The sequence below is a fragment of the Vogesella perlucida genome (genome assembly GCF_979366545.1).
The window spans coordinates 222,772-240,642 of the sequence record NZ_CEETRO010000006.1 but is presented as its reverse complement, the minus strand read 5'-3'; the positions used below and the strand labels follow the sequence as shown (position 1 = coordinate 240,642).

Below are 17,871 nucleotides of genomic sequence, written 5' to 3'. Positions count from 1 at the left end.
TCATGTTCGCCCCGAACCTGCCCGAACTCATCCCGTCACAATTCCCCGGCTATAAGCGCGTGGCGTTTGACGATTTGACCCTGTCGGAAAAGCACCACCTCCGCAAGCTCGGGGCGGAACACATGCCGGAATATACCGTTGAGCAGCTGTCTATCTACCGCTGCCCGGAAGGTATTACTTTCCTGTCGCCCCTGACTGCTGAAAAAGGTCTGGTGCGATGAACCCGCTTCGCACCGTTACCCCATTGTTTGCGCCTGTGAAGGGTCTCCACGCTCCCGCGCTGGCCGATCAGCAGTGGGCAATGCGCCGTATCAAGTCGGCTGACCTGTCCCCGGATATGTCGTCCGTCCTGCTCCGTGCATGGTCACGCAAACATGGTAGCGGTGCTGGCCGTTCTTGGATTGATGCCAATGACTGGCTTAAACGATTCGTCCATGGCGGAACTGTGGCCGGGCTGCCCCGTGATATTTGCACAGCAGCTAGAAAACGCCATGTGTACCTTGATCACGACGAAATCAGCGCGGCCGCGGAAAAACTTGCTGATGCTGTCATGCGTAGCAGCTGGCCCTATCACCCAGCGCCTGAGGTCGATGAGCTGGCAGCTGCCGCGCTACTTCCTTTGCCGTCCTCCGACATCTCAAGGGCAATCGACAAGGAAACCGGCGAGTGCGACCGGGACAAAATCGTTGCCATCAGAAAAGCCGCAAGGCTCCGCGGATGCGACCCCGTCTATTGGAAGCGTCAGATTAGGGCGGTACACGGTAGCGCTTTCGAGCGTCTCGCTGTCAATGCCGGACTCGTCAGCCGCAATAGAGCTTTGTACGTCTCCGATAGAACCCACGCCGTAGTACAGGCGCGGCGCCGCCGTTCCGCTGACATTCTGGCTAACCTCGTTGCCACCAACGAACAGGGCGACCAGTTCACCCTGCAGGAACTGGCCGACAAGTCCCCGGCCAACCCGGTGATAAAACGCGCTGAACTCATGGTGCGGGCACGTGGCCTTGAAGAGTATGCAAAAGAACAGGGCTGTGCCGCCGTTTTCGTGACGCTCACGGCTCCCGGTCACATGCACCCACGCCTGAGCAAAGGCGGCGGGGAGAACCCAAATTACACGGGCGAGGATGGCCGCCAGGTGCATGAGTACCTGAACACTGTATGGCGTCGCACCCGTGCGCAGTGGGCGCGTGATGGCGTCCAGTTCTTCGGCGTCCGCACCGTTGAGCCGCACCACGATGGAACGCCCCATTGGCACATGCTGCTTTTCGTTCAGCCCGGCCAGATAAAGACCGCGCTCCGCACTTTCCGCGCTTACTCCCTGCAGGACAGCCCGAACGAAAAGGGCGCTTGGCTGCGTCGCTTTACCTTCAAGCGAATTGACCCGGCTAAGGGCTCGGCTGTTGGCTACCTCGCCAAGTACATCAGTAAAAACATTGATGGCGGCTGCGCTGACGGTTCCACCTTGACTGGCGTAGACCATGAGTCCGGCAAATCCTCACTGGTGGAATCTGCAGCCCGTGTTGGCTCGTGGGCTTCCACAAATCGCGCTCGTCAATTCCAGTTCTTCGGCACTGCCTCTGTCACTGTTTGGCGTGAGCTTCGCCGCCTTACTGCAGATCAGGTGCAAGAGGGCTTGCGGGATCTCTTTGCAGCTGCTGACGCCTCTGATTGGGCGCAATTCATGCGCCTGTCGCTTACCGCTGACGTGCTGCCATACCGCGAAGAACGCACAAACCGCTATGAAGAGCCGGTAAAGGTTGTGCGCGGTATCACCTTCAATGGCGAAGCCATCATTACCCGTGTTCACGAATGGCGCATTGAAAGCGCGAGGGCTCGGGCTGATGCGAGCGCCAGCGAGCACAGCCCGAAGTCCTCGCCTTGGACTCGTGTCAATAACTGTACGGCTCCGATTACTTACACCGGCAGGATGCCGGAAGTACCCCCCCAGGACACACCCATTACACCCATTCCCCCGTTAACTATACCTGCTGGTCGATTGCATCCTGATTGGCATGGCTTTTTGAATGGGCTGGCATCATGAATTTTGCAGCTATCACAGAGGGGCTATCCGCAGCTATTCCGCCAATTGTCGGGGGGATTACGCTGATTGCTCTTTCCATGTTTGCGGTTCGCTTTTCACGCTACGCATACGATCAAATCATGTCTTTTCTTGCGCCTCGCTCGGAAAGCGAATCCGCACCTTCTTTTGATTTGCGCGACTTGTCAGGCTTTGAATACATAAATGACGAGGATGCCGAAGAGTTAAGGTCAATTGCCAGCAGCGGGGGCAAAGTAACTTATCAGGACGTTTATTTGTTGAATCTAACAAATAGGCTTGAGGTTGAAGACACTTTCGAGCGTCAACGTCTGCGCGATGAGGAAAGTATTTAATGCCTCAATGCGTCCGATTTGAAACGATCAAGGTTGGCGCTACCAACCTCTCAAAACCCGTCTTGGTGCTTTCTCCGCAGGATTTGGCCAGCTGCTCAACGTACATGCTAGTCACGCCTGCTGAATATACCGCCATTCAAGTTGGCGATATTTGGGCTTTTGATCCGGTGCAATCCGGCAAGTTTTTTGGCTTTAGTTTCACGCTCATTCTGAGCGTTTACCTCGTCGCATGGGGTTACGGGCAATTGCTCGACTTTGTGCGGCGTTAATTCAACCTGAAAGGGAAATACCATGAAAATCAAATCTATCGTTCTGGCCGCTGCTGCAGTACTGGCTACCGCTGTTGCTCCTGCTGCCATGGCGGCAGGTCCGGACTACTCCACTATTGCAGCTTCGGTTGACGCCACCACTATTGTTGCCGGTATCACCGCTATTGCTGGCGTAATGATGCTGCCTAAGGTTGCTCGTTGGGGCTACCGTCAGGTCATGTCCTTCCTGAAGTAATCGCCTGTCGCCGGGTGATTTTCGGGCCGGCTTTTGCCGGCTTTTTTCTTATCAGGGGTGCTACATGATCTGGAATGTACTGTTCTTTTGCCTTGGCATTGCCTGCGCCTTGGCCGTCAAGGCGGGGTTGCGAGGATGAAACGCTATCTGGCCTTCTTAGCTATCACGCTTGCTGCGACAGCACAGGCGGGGCCATTGCAGCCGGGCGGTTCTCGCTGTGTGCAGGCGGGGCGTTTTTCCACGTGCGGCGCGGCTACCACGACGTACTCACGCGTAAGCGTCACGGTTGCCGAGGCTGGTACTGACTTGATCGTAAGGCGCTCCGGTTCTGCATCGGTGCCAATTATCGTCAACGGCTCTCACCGTGACGTGCCTGTCGGTGAAACCATCGAGGCAATCCGCGTTAGTAAAAAGTCCGTTGTTCCCCCCGTTAAAAGTCTTGCATCCCGCGTTATACGCTCTCCGAACCTATGGGGCATTGTTGGCAGCATGGTAGCCAACGAACTTGTCCAGATGGGCTACGAGTGGATGGAGGAACAGAAAAACTACATGAAGCGGGAAGTCCCTAAGGATGACCCGCTAGCGCCTACCTATAGGGCGTGCAATCAAACTACGGGGGTATGTGCTGATTCGCTGCTTCGCCCCGGTGGTGACACTCTGGCGCAAGTAGCCGCACGAAACGAACTGTGGGCAAAGGTTTGCCCCGGCCTTGAATCGGGCATTCTCTATGTTAGAGCGCCTCGCTGCCCCGGCGGCTATAACGATCAGCACATTCAAGAGTATCAAATTTGCAGTACAAAGGACGGCGGTGAATATGCTTTATATCCGGGCAACTGGGTTGGCCGCTGTGACTGGCCGAAGGAGAAGAAAGTACCTCTGACTGATGAGGATTTGGGCAAGGCTTCTGAGCGGGTCGTGGAAAAGGACGGCGCTACTGTGCTTAAGGAGCTGTCAAAAGACCCAGTTTTTAGCATCAGCGGCGGCTATGAAAACCTTACCCCTAAAACAATCGGTGGCAGTCAGTTCACCATAACCATTAACCGCGCTGGCGGCATATCGGTGCTAGGCAATGGCGGTGCTTCTGTGTCTGTTGGTGAGTCTGGTTCTGGTGCGGGTACCGGTTCTGGCACTGGCTCCGGCTCTGGCTCCGGCTCTGGTAGCGGCTCTGGTAGCGGCTCTGGTACAGGCACTGGTACAGGCACTGGTACTGGCACTGGTACAGGCACTGGTACTGGCACAGGCACTGGTACTGGTACTGGCACAGGCACTGGTACTGGCACAGGCACTGGTACTGGCACAGGCACTGGTACTGGTACTGGCACAGGCACAGGCACTGGTACTGGCACAGGCACAGGCACAGGCACAGGCACTGGTACTGGTACTGGCACTGGTACTGGCACAGGCACTGGCACAGGCACTGGCACAGGCACAGGCACTGGCTCCGGTGAGGGCACGGACCCTGCAACCCCTCCGGGTGGTGGCGGTTCTGAAAAGCCAGACTGCACTACAAAGCCGGATTTACCCGAGTGCCAAAAGCCACAAGAGGGCGATTGGCAGGTGCCTGACTTCTACGAGTCCAGGGGCAGGACGTTTGTTGATGAGTGGCGAGAGTTCAGCAAGACGATCGACAAAACGCCCCTTGTTAAGTCCGTTGGCGGCTTCTTTGACGTTCAGATGATTGGCGATTGTCCAGATTGGACTATCCCGGCGTTTTCCGTGGGCTTCGCTACGCTTGGCCCTTGGCCTGTCACGGTTCAATGCGAGCCATTGTTTACCAACGTGCTGCGACTGTGCAGCGCCATTCTGATTCTTGGCGCTTCTATCGTGGCTTTTAGAGTGGCCGTATCAAAATGATGAGCTTCCTGCAGTCAATCATTAACATGATCGTCAAGCTTGGGCGATTCATAAGCAACATAGTCATTCAGGTATTCAAAGATGTATGGGAAATACTGAATGACATTGCCGTCTATCTCTTCAAATCATTGCTGGCGCTGTTTTCGGTAATCATTTCGTCCATACCCGTGCCCGATTTTATGGCTAACGGCCTGCAGGATGTTATCAGCGCCATTGACCCTGCCATCCTTTACTTTCTGGTCATGAGCGGCGTGCCTTATGCCATGTCCATCATTGGGGCAGGGTATGCCTTCATGATTGTTCGCAAGATAGCCACGCTGGGGATTTGGTAAATGATCGTCTTTCACGAAGGTTTGCCCCGAGCGGGTAAGACTTGGGAAGCCATGATGTACATGGCTTTGCCAGCCCTGAAAAAAGGCCGCCACGTCACAACCAACGTCAAGGGCGTTTCATTCGGCAAGATTGCTGAACTGCTGGAAATGGATCAGGACACCATCGAGGCACTGATAACAATCTGCCCTTGGGACTCCTCCAAGAACATCCACGCCTATGCCAAGAATGACGGGCTGGTGATACTGGATGAAGTGCAGGACTTCTTTCCACCTAACTGCAAGCTTGATGCCGACCAGACAGAATTCATCACCCAGCACGGCCAGCGTGGTATTGATATTGTTCTCTGCGGCCAGTCCTACCGGAACGTGCACGTTTTCTGGCGTGACCGTATCCAGCGCCTGATCTACTTCAAAAAGCTCTCCGCCTTGGGCTCTGAAAGTCGCTATCAGTGGCAGATGCAAGAAAAGTCCGGTCCCAACTCTTGGGCAAAAATGGGTACCGGCGTCCGTTCCTATGAGCGAAAGTATTTCGGTGTCTACAAGAGCCATACCGATGGCACAACGAACACAGGCAACCTGCAGGACGAAAGGGCGGTAATCTGGAACCGTCCTGCCGTGCGCTACGGCATACCCTTAGTGCTGGCTATTGGCCTTGGTGCCGCGTGGTTTGCCTCCTCGCTCTTCACCGGGCAAACCGACATAACCGGGCAGGGCATTGCTACTGCAGTACAGCCGGCCTCTGCGCCATCAGCTGAAAGAATTGCCGGGGTAGTTACCGAATCGGCAGTGCAGGGCGAGGAGGGGCAAACTGTCCGCGAACCTGTCACGCTTCCGCCAGATCAGTACATCCTCGCACTAGCCAAAAAGTATCGCCCTAGGTTGGCCGCATTCATGTCCATGAAAGGGCGCGTTGACGGTCTTATTGAGTTCCGCGATGAATCCTACAAGGTGCGCGAACAGATGCGGATTGCTCAACTAGTGCAATTCGGCTGGGGCTTTGAAGAGCGTGACGGATACCTACTCATGACGCGGGATGGCGCTTCTGGCGTACGTGACACAATCATTGTCACGGCATGGCCGATAGATGAATGGGGCAGGGCGAACGTGCCTAGAGAATCCATTGCAGACCGCCAATCAGGACAGGCCAGCCAGCGGCCAGAATACCCGCCAGCCATCACCACGCTACCGGATGCTACGTCCAGCATGCGAAACACGCCTTATCAGCCTGCTTGATTGTTACATCATATTTGCATAGCATCGCCATGATCAATGGGGGTGCTATGTTGTCATTTCTTCGTTCCTTGTTCACTCGCCGTAAGCTGCCGCCCGAAGAGGCGCCACGCATTCCTGGCTACACCATCAAGACATTGAAGGGCGATGTGCCCAATCCGGGAGCTCAGGCCACAAGAGAAGTGCGCCCGCCTGTCCAGCGTTCCGACTGGTTGCCCCCCAAGGGATGGAAGCCACCAGAAAAGGAAATGCACTCACACCAAATGCCCAAGCTCGTTTTGGCATGCCTTGGCGATGCCGAAAAAGCAAAGCGTCTTGCGCTATACGAATTAAGGCGCCAGCCGGGCATGTCGTTTGATGCTGCGGTTTCGTCGGCACTTCAGAGATTGCATGTTGACCGTCAGCGGTAGATGACGAGTTTGCATGCTTTTTGAATTGCCCAGTACTGTTCTTGTCGTGACATAATTTCAAAAATTAATATGGATCCCAAATGAGTTTAGAGCAGATTGAAAAACTTTGCAGCGATAACAAACTAGCCTTCGAAAAGTCACAAACCAAAGGAGGCAAGCCGTATCTGGCCGTAAAAATACCAAAAGAAAGAGATTTTACGCATATTTATATCGACGAAAGAAGGGGCGCAGCACTACTTGATGAGCTGCCAGATTTTTATTGCTATCGCTTTGTAAAGGGCTTTAATGCAATATGGTCTATGCAGAAGAAAATGCTTGAGTGCCAGGTTGATACTGGCGTCATCGGGATGATTACTGATCGCATTGTTACTAGATTAGATCCCTCTTGTTTTACACTGCAAAATGACGAATGGTTGGTAAGAATTCCAAGCCCCATAGCCGGCACAGTCATAGAATTGACACAAGCAAGTGATGCATTTGATACACTATCGAATCTTAAGAACGCACCAGCCCCAAACTTTATTAGGATTCATCAGGGCAAGCAAACGACCTTAATCATTAAGAATGTAGATATTTCAACTCACGCTGAAGCATTAAAATTAATCAAAGATATTCTTTCTTCAGTATGCTTCCAGATAAATATAAAAACTGATGTCCCAATTCAGTTGTGCTCCGAACGGAACCCCAAGGGGAGGCGAGCCTCAAGGGGTCAGGAGGCTGTGCTATCCATCCCAAATTATAAGTATGATTCCGAGCCACTTTCAATGTTTTGGGTTGCTGAAAACATTACAGATACACCACTCCTGAAATATTTCTCTTACTATCAGGCTATTGAATTCTATTTCACTATTTACTCTCAGATGGATGCGCAACGTCAGGTTAAAAATCTGCTGAAAAATCCAATGTTTGATATTGAGAATGACAAGGACCTATCAAAAATCCTCAATATTGTTAAATACAGCGGATCAAGCAATTCGTTTGGCAATGAATTAAGCCAATTGCACTCCACGCTCAGTTTGTGCGTTAACAGGGATGAGCTTAAAGCATGGCTTATTTCCAATGAGGATCGAGTTAAGCACTTTGAATCAAAGAAGGGTTCGGACAAAATAGCTGGCGTCGATTTGAAGTCAACCATGTCAGGAGATGAGTTGATGGATGCAGTGGCAAAGCGTGTTTACGAAATGAGATGCCGCATTGTTCACACAAAAGGTACGGAAAACAATGCAAACGTCCTTTATCACTTATCTAATGAAACATCCAAAATGAAACACGAGATTGAACTAATTCAATACTTGTGCAGGACTGTTATCATTTCAAACGGAAAGCCTCTTAACTGAACGGCAGGGCGTCTACACCGAGTCAAGGCCAGCAAAGCTGCCCGAAGGGTTTAGCCTTGACGCGGCCCACCAACCAATAAGCTCATGGCTGTTTCGGGGAGTTGCAAAGCACACCCCCGGAACTGCCCAGCGGCGAGCGAGGTTTTCATGCCTTCTTGTTCACTTTGCAAAAAATCCGTTCCCCAGCTATCCAAATCACATATTATACCCAATTTTATACTCTCTTTTGTTCGATCAAAAAAAAGCGGTCGATCAATGATAATCAAAGGAGCCCATTCCGCTCGGGAATCTCAATTTAACTGGCATGAAAGATTGCTTTGCAGCGACTGTGAGTCATATTTATCAGAAAATCTTGAGGTTCCATTAAAACATGTACTGTTTAAAAAACCCTCTGCCAAAAATTCGAAATTGTTGAGCATAAGTGCCGATATCGATAAGATCAGAGGTGTCTTGCTTAGCTCTCAATCGCCAAAAGTCCTCGACAGCTTGTTGAGCATCCTGTGGAGGGCATCAATATCTAACATAGAGGCATATAAGCACATTAAACTACCGGAATTTTTCGAGGAGATTCTCAGGTTGCAACTTATTACCGCGAATGCATCAAAGAGTAGGGTGGATAACTACTTCAGCGTTCGCATTATTAAGATTCTGTTTCCAGAAATTTCCAGAGAAACCCAAGGCGCCATGATTGTTCAGCCTGTCATGATTTATGCGCAGGATGATTTGCTAGTTTTTCAATTCGTCATTGGAAGGTATGCGGTGCTATATTTTCTGCACCCAAATGGGGTTTCCGGCAAAACGACTGCAGGGCTTTTGCCAAGACTTAAAAATTTACGTCGCCACAGCCGCTATATTCGATACGACAAGTTACCATTTCACGATCTTAGTACTTCCAAGAACTTGATTGATTGTATTCGGCAGGAGCAAATCAATCGGGGAATATTGAATTTATAATCATCCCGTATTTTGCCTGTTTGTGGCATTGGTTTTTAAAGTAGTCTCGTTCAACTAATAATTGTTCAATTAAATCTGCTTGTTTGCTGTAGAGGTGGTAAAGCTGCCGGTAGCGTGGCAAGCGTTCCAACTCGGCAAATTCGATGGACAGGCTTACGCCGGGGTCGATCACAAGGCGTTCGCCAATGGCCACCGTACCGTTCCATGGGCTGTCTGCCTCAATCACGTTCCGGCGTTTCCAGCGTTGCAGATATTTAACATAAATGCCCGGCACGGCTTCCTTGCCGTTTTTCCAGCGTTGTATCTGTGCAATGGTTACGTCCAGCTCAGCGGCCAGGTCGTTTTCGTGCATGGAAAAGTAAAAGAGCCTGACAAGTTCGTCAGGCTCTATCTGTTTCCACTTGGTGTGGATGGGGAAGTCTCTACGCATAACCAAAGTGGGTATTGTATCGGTTGTGCAACAGTCGATAAAACAGGCGGGAGAGAGGATTTTGGCGGCTTTTTCTGCGGTAAATTTGACATAATAAACATTATACGACGTAAATACTAAACCCCTGAGGGGGCTTTTTGAGCGTCAACTGGGCTCATTAGCGTCGTCAGAACCATCAGACCGGCCACGGCCAATGCGCCGATCTTTTTGCGAAAATCCGCCCAAAAGTCCCGTCTGGCTTGGGTTTTCTCGCGTTCCATGTTCGCTGCGGCGATGACTTCCAGCGGGTCTATACCCAGTTGGTTGGCCACCATGATGCACGCGAAGTCATCCATGATCCTGTCGCCAGATTTGTAGCCACTCAGTGCCTGAGGGCTGATCTTGAGAGCCTCAGCTTTTTTCCCATCTGGCATTTTTCCGAGCTTTTCCAGCGCCTCAATCAAGTAGTCCGTTGACAGCTTCATTCCTTTTTCCTTGTTTCTACGCAGCTGAGTAGATACGATTTTGGCTATACGCATGTGCGTATACGCATTTATTCCCCAATTCTAGCAGGCCAAAGCCCAATGGAATCCACGCGATACACGATCACTCTCGAAGGCAGCCAGCTTTATCGATTTGGTGGTGTCGGTTTGCTGCCGGTGCTTTGCTGGTTCAGCAAGCCCACAGCGCCAGACAGCGGCCGTTTCTATGAGCCTATCTGTTTTGAAAATACCGAAGCCGCACAAGCGTTTATGGCCCGTTCACCCGTGTTTTTCCGTAATGCAGTTGTGATTCCGGTAGCCAGCGCTGCCAACTCCTGAGGTAAACATCATGCAAGCAATCGCCATCGGCCTAGCCAAAATGTCCGGCACCTCCAAGGGTTCCGGCAACCAGTACGAAATGCACCGCCTAACCATCATCATCCCGAACAAAAGCGTGACCTCGGCCAAGTTCAACAAGATCGGTTTGGGCTACGAACCCATGGATTTGGCCGTTGCTGAGTCTGCTTTTTCCAAATTTCAGTCCGTTTCTTTTCCGTGCCGCATCGAGCTGACCATGGATCACGAACCACGCGGCGGCAAGGTTGAAGCCGTTGTGGCTGGCTTTACTGGCACGCCTGTTTACATCGATCTTACTGCACCTGGAAAAGCTGGCTAATCACCATGTCCGGCCACTTCATCGACTTTATCCGCATTCAGCAAACGCATGCCGTTGGCCATATGGGCGACGGTACATACCGCGAGCGCTTGCCCGTCGTTGAAGATGGCATTGTCTACAAGTTCCAGCGTGATGAAACCGGCGAATTCCCGCACGATGAGGATGGAAACCCGATTCCTGTTTACGAATCGGTTTCCCGCCGCTTCATTACCGGCTCGTATGACTCGCTTTATGTTATCCGCTGTGATGGTACCAAAGTCGAATTTGAAGGCAATGTTGGCCGTTTCTGTCGGCCTGACAATCTGTTTAACCTGGACTTTGACGCCACCATCCAGAAAGTAAACGAAATTCTGGCCACCTATGGTTTGCCGCCGTTTTCCGTTGGTGAGCCCTACGAGAAAAGCCAGCCCAGCGCCCATGATCTCAAGCATGGCTTGTTGATCGATTGGACAGGCGCAACGGTTTCAGAAGTCCACATTACCCAGAACTTCATTACCGGCTCGGCTGGCAACGCCCAAGCCGCCATTGATTGGCTTTCCACCCAATCAGTTAGCCACGTTAAGCGCACCCGAGCTCATGACACCACGGTTTCATGGGGACGCAAAGCAGGGCGCAAATACCTGAAAGCCTACCTCAAGGCGCCGGAAATGCTGGTTCATCGGCATGGCAGGCACAAAGAGGAAATCGAGCAAGACCCCGTTTACCAATACGCCCACAGTCACGGAATTTTGCGCTTTGAGCTTGAAGCCAAGCGCCTTTTGCTGCGTGACAACCATTGCCGCTTTTTGGGGGAAATCACCATGCAAAAACTCGTCCGCCTCTTTGATGACGAAGTTCAGCCACTGCTTGGCCGTGTGAAAGAAGACATTAGCCGCCTGGAGCTGGAAAGCCTCCCTGCCCCTGTGCGCATGACTGCTTCGGCCTATCTACGTGGCGAGAACGTCGCCGCCCTGCTCTCCCGCCGTACCTTTTACCGCCACCTTAAGGCGCTGCGCGATTACGGCCTGGATATCAGCGAGCCTCTGCCCACGCTGCACAAGTTCAGCCCCGTTATCAACATTGTGCAGATTCAGCCCGTGGCCTCGGTGCCGGATTGGTACTGGCAGCACCAACGCCGCATGACCTTGCGCGCCCTGCCCCAACAGGAGGCCGCCTAATCATGCTTGACCAGTATTCCGTTCAGGATCTGATTTTTATCGCCGCCCTCGTTGTGCTGTGGGCGCTCGGCTTTGCTGCGGGGTTGAAACGATGAGTACCGCAGATGCCGCCCAATTAGTCGGTTACCTGTTTTCTGCCTGGGTAGCTGGCTATGTTTGTGGCCTTTCCATTCTGGCCTTTCGTCGCTTCGTTGAACAAATCTAGGAGTTCACCATGAACCTGAAACAAAAGCTGTTTGCCGTCCCTGCCCTGCTGCTTGGTCTGGTTGCTGCCGCACATGCCGAACTGCCCGCCTCCGTTGCCACCACAGTGAATGGTGTTAAAGCCGATGGCCAAGCCATGTTTGACCTGGTCTTTCCGGTTATCGGCTTCATGCTCGGTCTGGCCATTGTCATTAAGCTGTTCAAGCGCTTTACCAACAAGGTTTAACGGCTAACGCCGTCAGGCAAAAAGGCGGCGAAAGCCGCCTTTTTTTGTAGGTTGGTTTTTGTTGTTACTCCCAACGGGAGTAACGGCAAAAGCCAACCCGCCAAGCGCAGCGCGGCAGCAAGACGTTTGTGAAGTACATGTTTGCAAGGAGCAGCCCACGCCATGAAAAACGCCCTCTCCCGATTTTTCCTGATTGTCTTTTTGATATTGCAGGTCACGTTTCCCATGCGGGCCTATGCCTACATCCCGCCGCCCGTCGTGTATGCCGGCATTCTTTCCATTTCGGCGCATGCCTCCTTGCTACTTCTCAAGTTGAGCAGTCTTTCTGTCGGTTCGTCTTCGTCCAGTTCTGGCGGTGGCGGCAACGACACGGGAGGCATGATTATTAGATTAGATGGCAATACCAGTACCCCTGTGCCTGGCTGGCCCGTAAAGCCAGGCGCTGATGGCAAGCCAGTTTCGACCCCTCCAACTTCAGCACCTAAAACGCCAGGGCGAACTGCTTACGGTCGAATCATTAACTATCAGTGGGATCCGGCGACGTCCGAATTTGTACCAGCGCCTTACACGCAAGCTCAAGTTGATGCTGCTTATGCCTCGTCATGCGCAAAAGCTGGTCTTTCCCCTGAGGGGCGCGAGTGCATTACTTGGCGCAAGGGTTTTCGCGAGAATGTGAATTTGAATAATTACGATGGCGAAGGGGCGGTTCCGGCCTCGTGCCCTACTGGTTATTCCGCTGCTTCTGGTGGCTGTGCTCTTTCCAACAGCTCGCAAGTTGAAAAGCCTTCCGGCGTGAAGTGCGAGGCCATTTTCAAGAATGGTCAGTTTGAACTTGATCCAAATAACCCAGCTTGCGATGGAAAAACCAAAGTCCAGGAGGCCAACGGTTGCGAAACTGAAGTGGCCGCAGGTGTGTACAAGCTTAATTGCGTTGGTGTGCAGGTAAACGTTTCTTCGTCTGCGATTACCTACCAATCGCCAGATTGGTCTGGAACGGTTCCCGTTTCAGTGGTTGGTGGGGCACTGACCATTTCCGTTCCATCCGATAAGCCTATGCAGTTTCCTGGTGGGTTTATGCCTGTCACCGTCGATGTGCTTGGCACCTATAACTGCGATCAACAAGGTCTTTGTGTTCCGGCTGGTATTGGCTCTGGCGGTGGGTCTACTGGCGGTGGTGGGTCTACTGGCGGTGGTGGGTCTACTGGCGGTGGTGGGTCTACCGGTGGCGGTGGGTCTACTGGTGGCGGTGGGTCTACTGGTGGTGGTGGGTCTACTGGTGGTGGTGGGTCTACTGGTGGTGGTGGGTCTACTGGTGGTGGTGGGTCTACTGGTGGTGGTGGGTCTACTGGCGGTGGGTCTACTGGCGGTGGGTCTACTGGCGGTGGCGATTCATCGGGCGGCGGTACAGGCGGTGGTGCTGCTGGTGGTGGTACTGGCACAGGCTCCGGTGAAGGTTCCGGCTCCGGCTCCGGCTCCGGCTCCGGCTCCGGCTCCGGCTCCGGCTCCGGCACAGATGGTGGCACAGGTACCGGCAACAACAAGACCACGCTGGATGACTCCGGTTTTCAAGGCCTGGGTGACAAGGCAGGCAAAGCCGGTACCGATGGTTCCGGCGCGGATGATGGCGCACTTGCATCTCTGAAAGATGGCTTGGCCGACAATTTCGCATTTCTCGATAGCTTTGGCCATGAGTGGGTTCCCATACCTCGTGATTTCGGCCAGTGCAAGCCTATTCCTATTGCGTTCCTTGGTGCGTCATTTTCTTGGGATGTTTGTCCTTACGTCTCACTGATGACCGTAGTAATGGGATACCTGTTTTACGTATTCACCGCTTGGTACTTGTTCCGTTTGTTCACTGACACCTCCAAGGAGTAACCGATATGAATTTTCTCGCAGGTTTCCTGATGTCGGCATTCAATGCCCTGCTCGTCTATCTAAGTAATCGGTTTACCAAGACGATTGGAATGGCCATTTTCACAGCTGGCGTCCTGTCAACGCTCGCAGTTGGCTTTTATGTTTTCCTCAAAAGCTTAGTTGTAGGTATTTCCTACTCAATAACGAACGAATGGGTACTCATGGGCATGGGCATACTGTGGCCTAGCAATGCAGAAGCTTGTATTACAGCGATACTTACTGCTGAGCTCGCCGCATATGTCTTCCGGTACAAAAAAGCCGTTTACTGGGCAAGCCTCCCTAAATGAGCACCGGCATTCTGCTAACCGGCAAGCGCGGCCAGGGCAAGACCTTGGCCGCAGTCGGCAAAATCCGCGACTACCTGCGCGAAGGCCGCGCCGTGGCCACCAATCTGGATTTGTTCCTGGAGCGCATGTTCCCGCCAGATGCGCGCAAGGTGCGCGTGTACCGTCTGCCCGACTACCCCACACACCCAGACCTGCTAAACCTGCCGCTGGGCAACGCCAAGCTCTACTGGCGTGAAGATGGCACCATCGGCCAGCTGGATGGCTACACCGACGAGCAGAACGGCCTGCTGTGCCTGGATGAAGTCGCCAGCTTCCTGAATGCACGCGACTGGAACGACCGCGACAAGAAAGCCCAGCGCGACGCCATCAACGACTGGCTGCGCCATTCCCGTAAATACGGCTGGGACATTCTCATGCTGGTGCAGCATGAAGACCTCATCGACAAACAAACCCGCTCGGCCTTGTTTGAAATGTGGGGCGTGTGCAAGCGGCTAGACCGTCTGAGCATCCCTTTTGTGACTTGGTTCACCAAACAGCTCGGCTTTGCCCTGCGCCCGCCCAAGGTGCATATCGCCATCATTCGCTATGGCATGTCTGAGCTTTCCCCCGTGTCAGACCGCTGGATGTACCGCGGCCACGACCTTTACCGCGCCTACGACACCAACCAGGTGCTGGGCAATTCCCCTGTATCTGGCGTGTCCACCCTGCTGCCGCCCTGGCACCTGAAAGGCCGCTACCTCTCACTAGGTCAATACGCGCTCATGTACGCCAAAATCGCCCTGATTTCCGGCCTTGTCGGCCTGTTCGCTGGCGGCGCTGCCGTCCACTACTACGCGCCCAGGTTGCAGCAGGCCAACCCAGCTGCGGCCAACCTGCCCCGCGTTCTCTCCCTGGACGAATTCAACAACGCCGCCACGTCCCCTGTGCGCCTGCTCGGCACCTTTACCCAGGGCAATGAAGTGTTTGCCGCACTTGATAACGGCCAGACCCTGCGCGCCGACATCATCAACCGTTTGCCAGGTGAAACCCGGGTGCGCATTGCCGGTACCTGGTACAGCACCACACCCAAGCCAAAGGAACAGCCATGAAACGCCTGTTGCTAGCCCTGCTGTTTGTCGCCGCTCACGCTACCGCCCAGCCGCTGGCCTTGCAGTTTGATCGCATAGGCCTGGTGCAATTTGGCGAGGCCACCTTTAAAGCCATCCTCAAGGAAGATTTCATTGTTGACCCGCAGCTGGTAGAAGACTCCCGCCGCGTCACCGTGAATGTGGCCAACATCGAGCGCGCCGAGATTCGCCCCTTGCTTGAACGTGTGCTGCTCGATGCCGGCATACAGGTAGAACGCCGCAACGGCATTAACTGGCTTACCCCTGCCAAGTCCGTGCAAGCGGGCTCTTTGGCTGTGCCAGGTGCGGCGCAAGGTGGCCAGGCCACCCTTGCCCCAACGCTTGCAGCTGAAAGAGCCGCCACAGCCCAGGCCATGCAGCTGGATGCCGTAGAGCTTTACCGCCCACGCTTTCGCCCCGTAGAGCAGCTACAGCGCGTCATCAATGGTTTTTTGGGCACCAGCTTTGCTGATGCCGAATTTGTCGTGTTGGCTGCCCAGGACAAGCGCCGCAAGGCCGCGCTAGCCTTGCTTGAACAGTACGACGTCAAACCTCTGGAAATCGTCGCCCGTGCGGCCGTGATCGAGTACTCGGAAGAAAACGAACAGGGATTCAGCTTCAAGACAGCGTTTAGCGCCTTTGCCGGCAAGTTGTCGCTATCCTACGGCGGCAGCCCCATGGGCAACTTCATCACCTTCAAGAACAGCACCATCGAAGCTGTGCTATCCGCCCTGGAAGGAGATTCCCGCTTTGCCTTGGTATCACAGCCTACCCTGCGCATAGCCAACGGCGCACAAGGCCGCTTTACCGTGGGCTCTGATGTACCGGTGCTGGATTCGGTGCAAACCGACAAGAACGGCAACCCTGTGCAATCCATCACCTACCGGCAGTCGGGCGTGATCTTCTCGCTCAAGCCCGTCATCATGCGCGACCGCGTACAGGTAGAAGTCTGGCAACAGCTGTCGAACTTCCAGCGCACCAGTACCAGCAGTATCGATTCCCCAACTTTGCTGAAACGCGAGCTGCAAACCACCGTGGGGCTAGAGTCCGGCGATATCATCGTTCTGGCTGGCCTGGAAGAAAGCAAGGACTCGTCCAGCCATGCCGGTTTCAGCTTCCTGCCCGACTTCATGAAGACCACCAAGCGCACCGATGGCCGAACCCAGCTGCTCCTGGTGCTGGAAGTGCAAAAGGTGTCGTGACCGGCGTGCCATGCGCAGCGTGGCCGCCGGAAACGACCCCGCACAACAAAAACCCCCGAGCCGCTACGGTCGGGGGTTTTGCTTTTGCTACAGTCTGCTTCGTTGTTGGTGCCTGTCAATCTGGCCTGTCCCTATCAGAAAGGTGACCAATGCCCCCTGCTCTTTCCAGTTTGCTGATGGCGAACTGTGCCGCAAGGTCGGCGTTCAACTTCCTGTTGTCGGCCATCTCCATCATGACTACCTGGTGAGCCAGGTCTGTCCGGCCACCGCATAGCCTGGCTAGTTGCATGAACAAAGCATCGGACTTCACGCGATAGCGCGTGTTTCTTCTGTTACGTACCGTACGCCACCATTGCTTTGCAAAGTCATAGATAACAAGCCATGCAACCAGCCCGCCAAGCATTGCCAAGCCCCAGACTACCCATGTCGATAAGTTAGCGTTCATTTTGCCATCCACCAGATATGCAAAATGGAATAGTAGCCAGTGGCAGTTGTCGCGATAAAAGCGTTTGCTAAGTATCCCTAGGCGGTGCACTGATAACTAACCGCCTTTAGTCTCAATTTGAGATTCCCACACCGCGCAAGCCGCCCATTCCGGTTTGCTTACGGCCAGCCTTGTTTGTTACTCTTTTGGCATGACGCTACTTACAATTTTCATCATTGCCGCCCTGTTTCTTGTCGTCTTGGGTATCGTAACCAAGGCTGCGCAGAAGAAAGCCAAAGGGTCTGACGACGCTGCGACCGATGCCGGCCCGCAATCCCCCCTGTCTGTGTTCCGCAGCAAGCCCCCGCTTACAGAGCGCGAGGCAACTTGCTACTGGGCGCTAGCCAAGCAGTTGAACGGTCATTACATCGTGCTGCCGCAGGTGGCGTTCAGTGCGTTCCTGCGCGTTGAGGGTGGGGACAGCAAATCCAACTACCGTCGCTTTGCCACCATGCGCCAGAAGGTGGCCGATTTCCTCATCGTGCGCCCGGACTTCACTATTGTGGCGCTCATCGAGCTGGACGACAGCACGCACGCCAACAAGAAGGAAGCCGACCAGCAGCGCGACGCCGCCATTAAGCAGGCCGGCATTCGCGTTTTCCGCATTCCGAAAGTGCCGCACGCCGACCAGGTGCAACGCCTGTGTGATGTGCTGCTAAAGCTGGATCAGCTCAAGCAAGCGTGAAGGTGTGTGCCGGTACCTCCGGCACTCGGT

22 protein-coding genes are annotated in these 17,871 nt (G+C 53.7%); 19 read left to right on the top strand and 3 right to left on the bottom strand.

Going from position 1 to position 17,871, the window contains the following annotated elements:
* The first annotated feature begins 2 nt into the window (after positions 1-2).
* The 10 genes from ACZ9XP_RS11150 to ACZ9XP_RS11105 all read left to right on the top strand — a co-directional run bounded on the left by ACZ9XP_RS11150 (position 3) and on the right by ACZ9XP_RS11105 (position 9,009).
* Positions 3-221, top strand: coding sequence for a hypothetical protein (locus ACZ9XP_RS11150; RefSeq protein WP_465188466.1), 219 nt, complete (start codon positions 3-5; stop codon positions 219-221).
* Positions 218-2,038, top strand: a complete 1,821-nt coding sequence (locus ACZ9XP_RS11145; RefSeq protein WP_465188464.1) for a replication endonuclease — start codon at positions 218-220, stop codon at positions 2,036-2,038. The genes ACZ9XP_RS11150 and ACZ9XP_RS11145 overlap by 4 nt, the downstream gene beginning before the upstream one ends.
* Entirely contained in the window at positions 2,035-2,388 is a 354-nt protein-coding gene (locus ACZ9XP_RS11140) for a hypothetical protein (protein WP_465188461.1), read from the top strand. Before ACZ9XP_RS11145 ends, ACZ9XP_RS11140 begins: the two co-directional genes overlap by 4 nt.
* Positions 2,388-2,657, top strand: coding sequence for a hypothetical protein (locus ACZ9XP_RS11135; protein WP_465188459.1), 270 nt, complete (start codon positions 2,388-2,390; stop codon positions 2,655-2,657). The genes ACZ9XP_RS11140 and ACZ9XP_RS11135 overlap by 1 nt, the downstream gene beginning before the upstream one ends.
* A 22-nt stretch (positions 2,658-2,679) precedes the next feature.
* Positions 2,680-2,892 carry a hypothetical protein gene (locus tag ACZ9XP_RS11130; RefSeq protein WP_465188457.1) on the top strand — a complete coding sequence of 71 codons (213 nt, stop codon included), beginning with the start codon at positions 2,680-2,682 and terminating at the stop codon, positions 2,890-2,892.
* Positions 2,893-3,985: 1,093 nt separating this feature from the next.
* Positions 3,986-4,570, top strand: a complete 585-nt coding sequence (locus tag ACZ9XP_RS11125; protein ID WP_465188455.1) for a hypothetical protein — start codon at positions 3,986-3,988, stop codon at positions 4,568-4,570.
* A gap of 172 nt (positions 4,571-4,742) precedes the next feature.
* Positions 4,743-5,078 carry a hypothetical protein gene (locus tag ACZ9XP_RS11120; protein WP_465188454.1) on the top strand — a complete coding sequence of 112 codons (336 nt, stop codon included), beginning with the start codon at positions 4,743-4,745 and terminating at the stop codon, positions 5,076-5,078.
* Positions 5,079-6,311 carry a zonular occludens toxin domain-containing protein gene (locus ACZ9XP_RS11115; protein ID WP_465188453.1) on the top strand — a complete coding sequence of 411 codons (1,233 nt, stop codon included), beginning with the start codon at positions 5,079-5,081 and terminating at the stop codon, positions 6,309-6,311.
* A gap of 487 nt (positions 6,312-6,798) precedes the next feature.
* The gene (locus tag ACZ9XP_RS11110; protein ID WP_465188451.1) at positions 6,799-8,055 is read left to right on the top strand and encodes a hypothetical protein; all 1,257 of its coding nucleotides are present in this window, start codon (positions 6,799-6,801) and stop codon (positions 8,053-8,055) included.
* Between the two features lie 255 nt (positions 8,056-8,310).
* Positions 8,311-9,009, top strand: coding sequence for a hypothetical protein (locus ACZ9XP_RS11105; protein ID WP_465188449.1), 699 nt, complete (start codon positions 8,311-8,313; stop codon positions 9,007-9,009).
* Here the strand turns inward: ACZ9XP_RS11105 and ACZ9XP_RS11100 are convergent.
* Both ACZ9XP_RS11100 and ACZ9XP_RS11095 read right to left on the bottom strand, forming a co-directional pair.
* On the bottom strand, positions 8,984-9,361 hold the full coding sequence (locus tag ACZ9XP_RS11100) for a hypothetical protein (protein ID WP_465188447.1): 378 nt from the start codon (positions 9,359-9,361) through the stop codon (positions 8,984-8,986). The genes ACZ9XP_RS11105 and ACZ9XP_RS11100 overlap by 26 nt on opposite strands.
* A gap of 194 nt (positions 9,362-9,555) precedes the next feature.
* Positions 9,556-9,957 carry a hypothetical protein gene (locus tag ACZ9XP_RS11095; RefSeq protein ID WP_465188445.1) on the bottom strand — a complete coding sequence of 134 codons (402 nt, stop codon included), beginning with the start codon at positions 9,955-9,957 and terminating at the stop codon, positions 9,556-9,558.
* Positions 9,958-10,002: 45 nt separating this feature from the next.
* On the opposite strand from ACZ9XP_RS11095, the gene ACZ9XP_RS11090 reads away from it, so the two are divergent.
* The 8 genes from ACZ9XP_RS11090 to ACZ9XP_RS11055 all read left to right on the top strand — a co-directional run bounded on the left by ACZ9XP_RS11090 (position 10,003) and on the right by ACZ9XP_RS11055 (position 16,672).
* Complete coding sequence (locus ACZ9XP_RS11090; protein WP_465188444.1) at positions 10,003-10,239, top strand: hypothetical protein; 237 nt, start codon at positions 10,003-10,005, stop codon at positions 10,237-10,239.
* Positions 10,240-10,249: 10 nt separating this feature from the next.
* The gene (locus tag ACZ9XP_RS11085; RefSeq protein WP_465188443.1) at positions 10,250-10,576 is read left to right on the top strand and encodes a hypothetical protein; all 327 of its coding nucleotides are present in this window, start codon (positions 10,250-10,252) and stop codon (positions 10,574-10,576) included.
* Positions 10,577-10,581: 5 nt separating this feature from the next.
* Complete coding sequence (locus ACZ9XP_RS11080; RefSeq protein ID WP_465188442.1) at positions 10,582-11,733, top strand: phage/plasmid replication protein, II/X family; 1,152 nt, start codon at positions 10,582-10,584, stop codon at positions 11,731-11,733.
* 214 nt (positions 11,734-11,947) lie between these two features.
* Positions 11,948-12,163, top strand: coding sequence for a major coat protein (locus tag ACZ9XP_RS11075; protein WP_465188441.1), 216 nt, complete (start codon positions 11,948-11,950; stop codon positions 12,161-12,163).
* Between the two features lie 162 nt (positions 12,164-12,325).
* Positions 12,326-14,038 (top strand): hypothetical protein, encoded by a 1,713-nt coding sequence (locus tag ACZ9XP_RS11070; protein WP_465188440.1) that lies wholly within the window; start codon positions 12,326-12,328, stop codon positions 14,036-14,038.
* Between the two features lie 5 nt (positions 14,039-14,043).
* A complete protein-coding gene (locus tag ACZ9XP_RS11065; RefSeq protein WP_465188439.1) occupies positions 14,044-14,364 on the top strand; it encodes a DUF5455 family protein in 321 nt (106 codons plus the stop codon).
* Positions 14,361-15,452 (top strand): zonular occludens toxin domain-containing protein, encoded by a 1,092-nt coding sequence (locus ACZ9XP_RS11060; RefSeq protein WP_465188438.1) that lies wholly within the window; start codon positions 14,361-14,363, stop codon positions 15,450-15,452. Before ACZ9XP_RS11065 ends, ACZ9XP_RS11060 begins: the two co-directional genes overlap by 4 nt.
* Positions 15,449-16,672 (top strand): type II secretion system protein GspD, encoded by a 1,224-nt coding sequence (locus ACZ9XP_RS11055; RefSeq protein ID WP_465188437.1) that lies wholly within the window; start codon positions 15,449-15,451, stop codon positions 16,670-16,672. Before ACZ9XP_RS11060 ends, ACZ9XP_RS11055 begins: the two co-directional genes overlap by 4 nt.
* Before the next feature lie 115 nt (positions 16,673-16,787).
* Here ACZ9XP_RS11055 and ACZ9XP_RS11050 read toward each other — a convergent pair whose 3' ends face one another.
* Positions 16,788-17,117, bottom strand: a complete 330-nt coding sequence (locus ACZ9XP_RS11050) for a hypothetical protein (protein ID WP_465188436.1) — start codon at positions 17,115-17,117, stop codon at positions 16,788-16,790.
* A 190-nt stretch (positions 17,118-17,307) separates the two neighbouring features.
* On the opposite strand from ACZ9XP_RS11050, the gene ACZ9XP_RS11045 reads away from it, so the two are divergent.
* A complete protein-coding gene (locus tag ACZ9XP_RS11045) occupies positions 17,308-17,841 on the top strand; it encodes a DUF2726 domain-containing protein (RefSeq protein WP_465188435.1) in 534 nt (177 codons plus the stop codon).
* Positions 17,842-17,871: the final 30 nt, after the last annotated feature.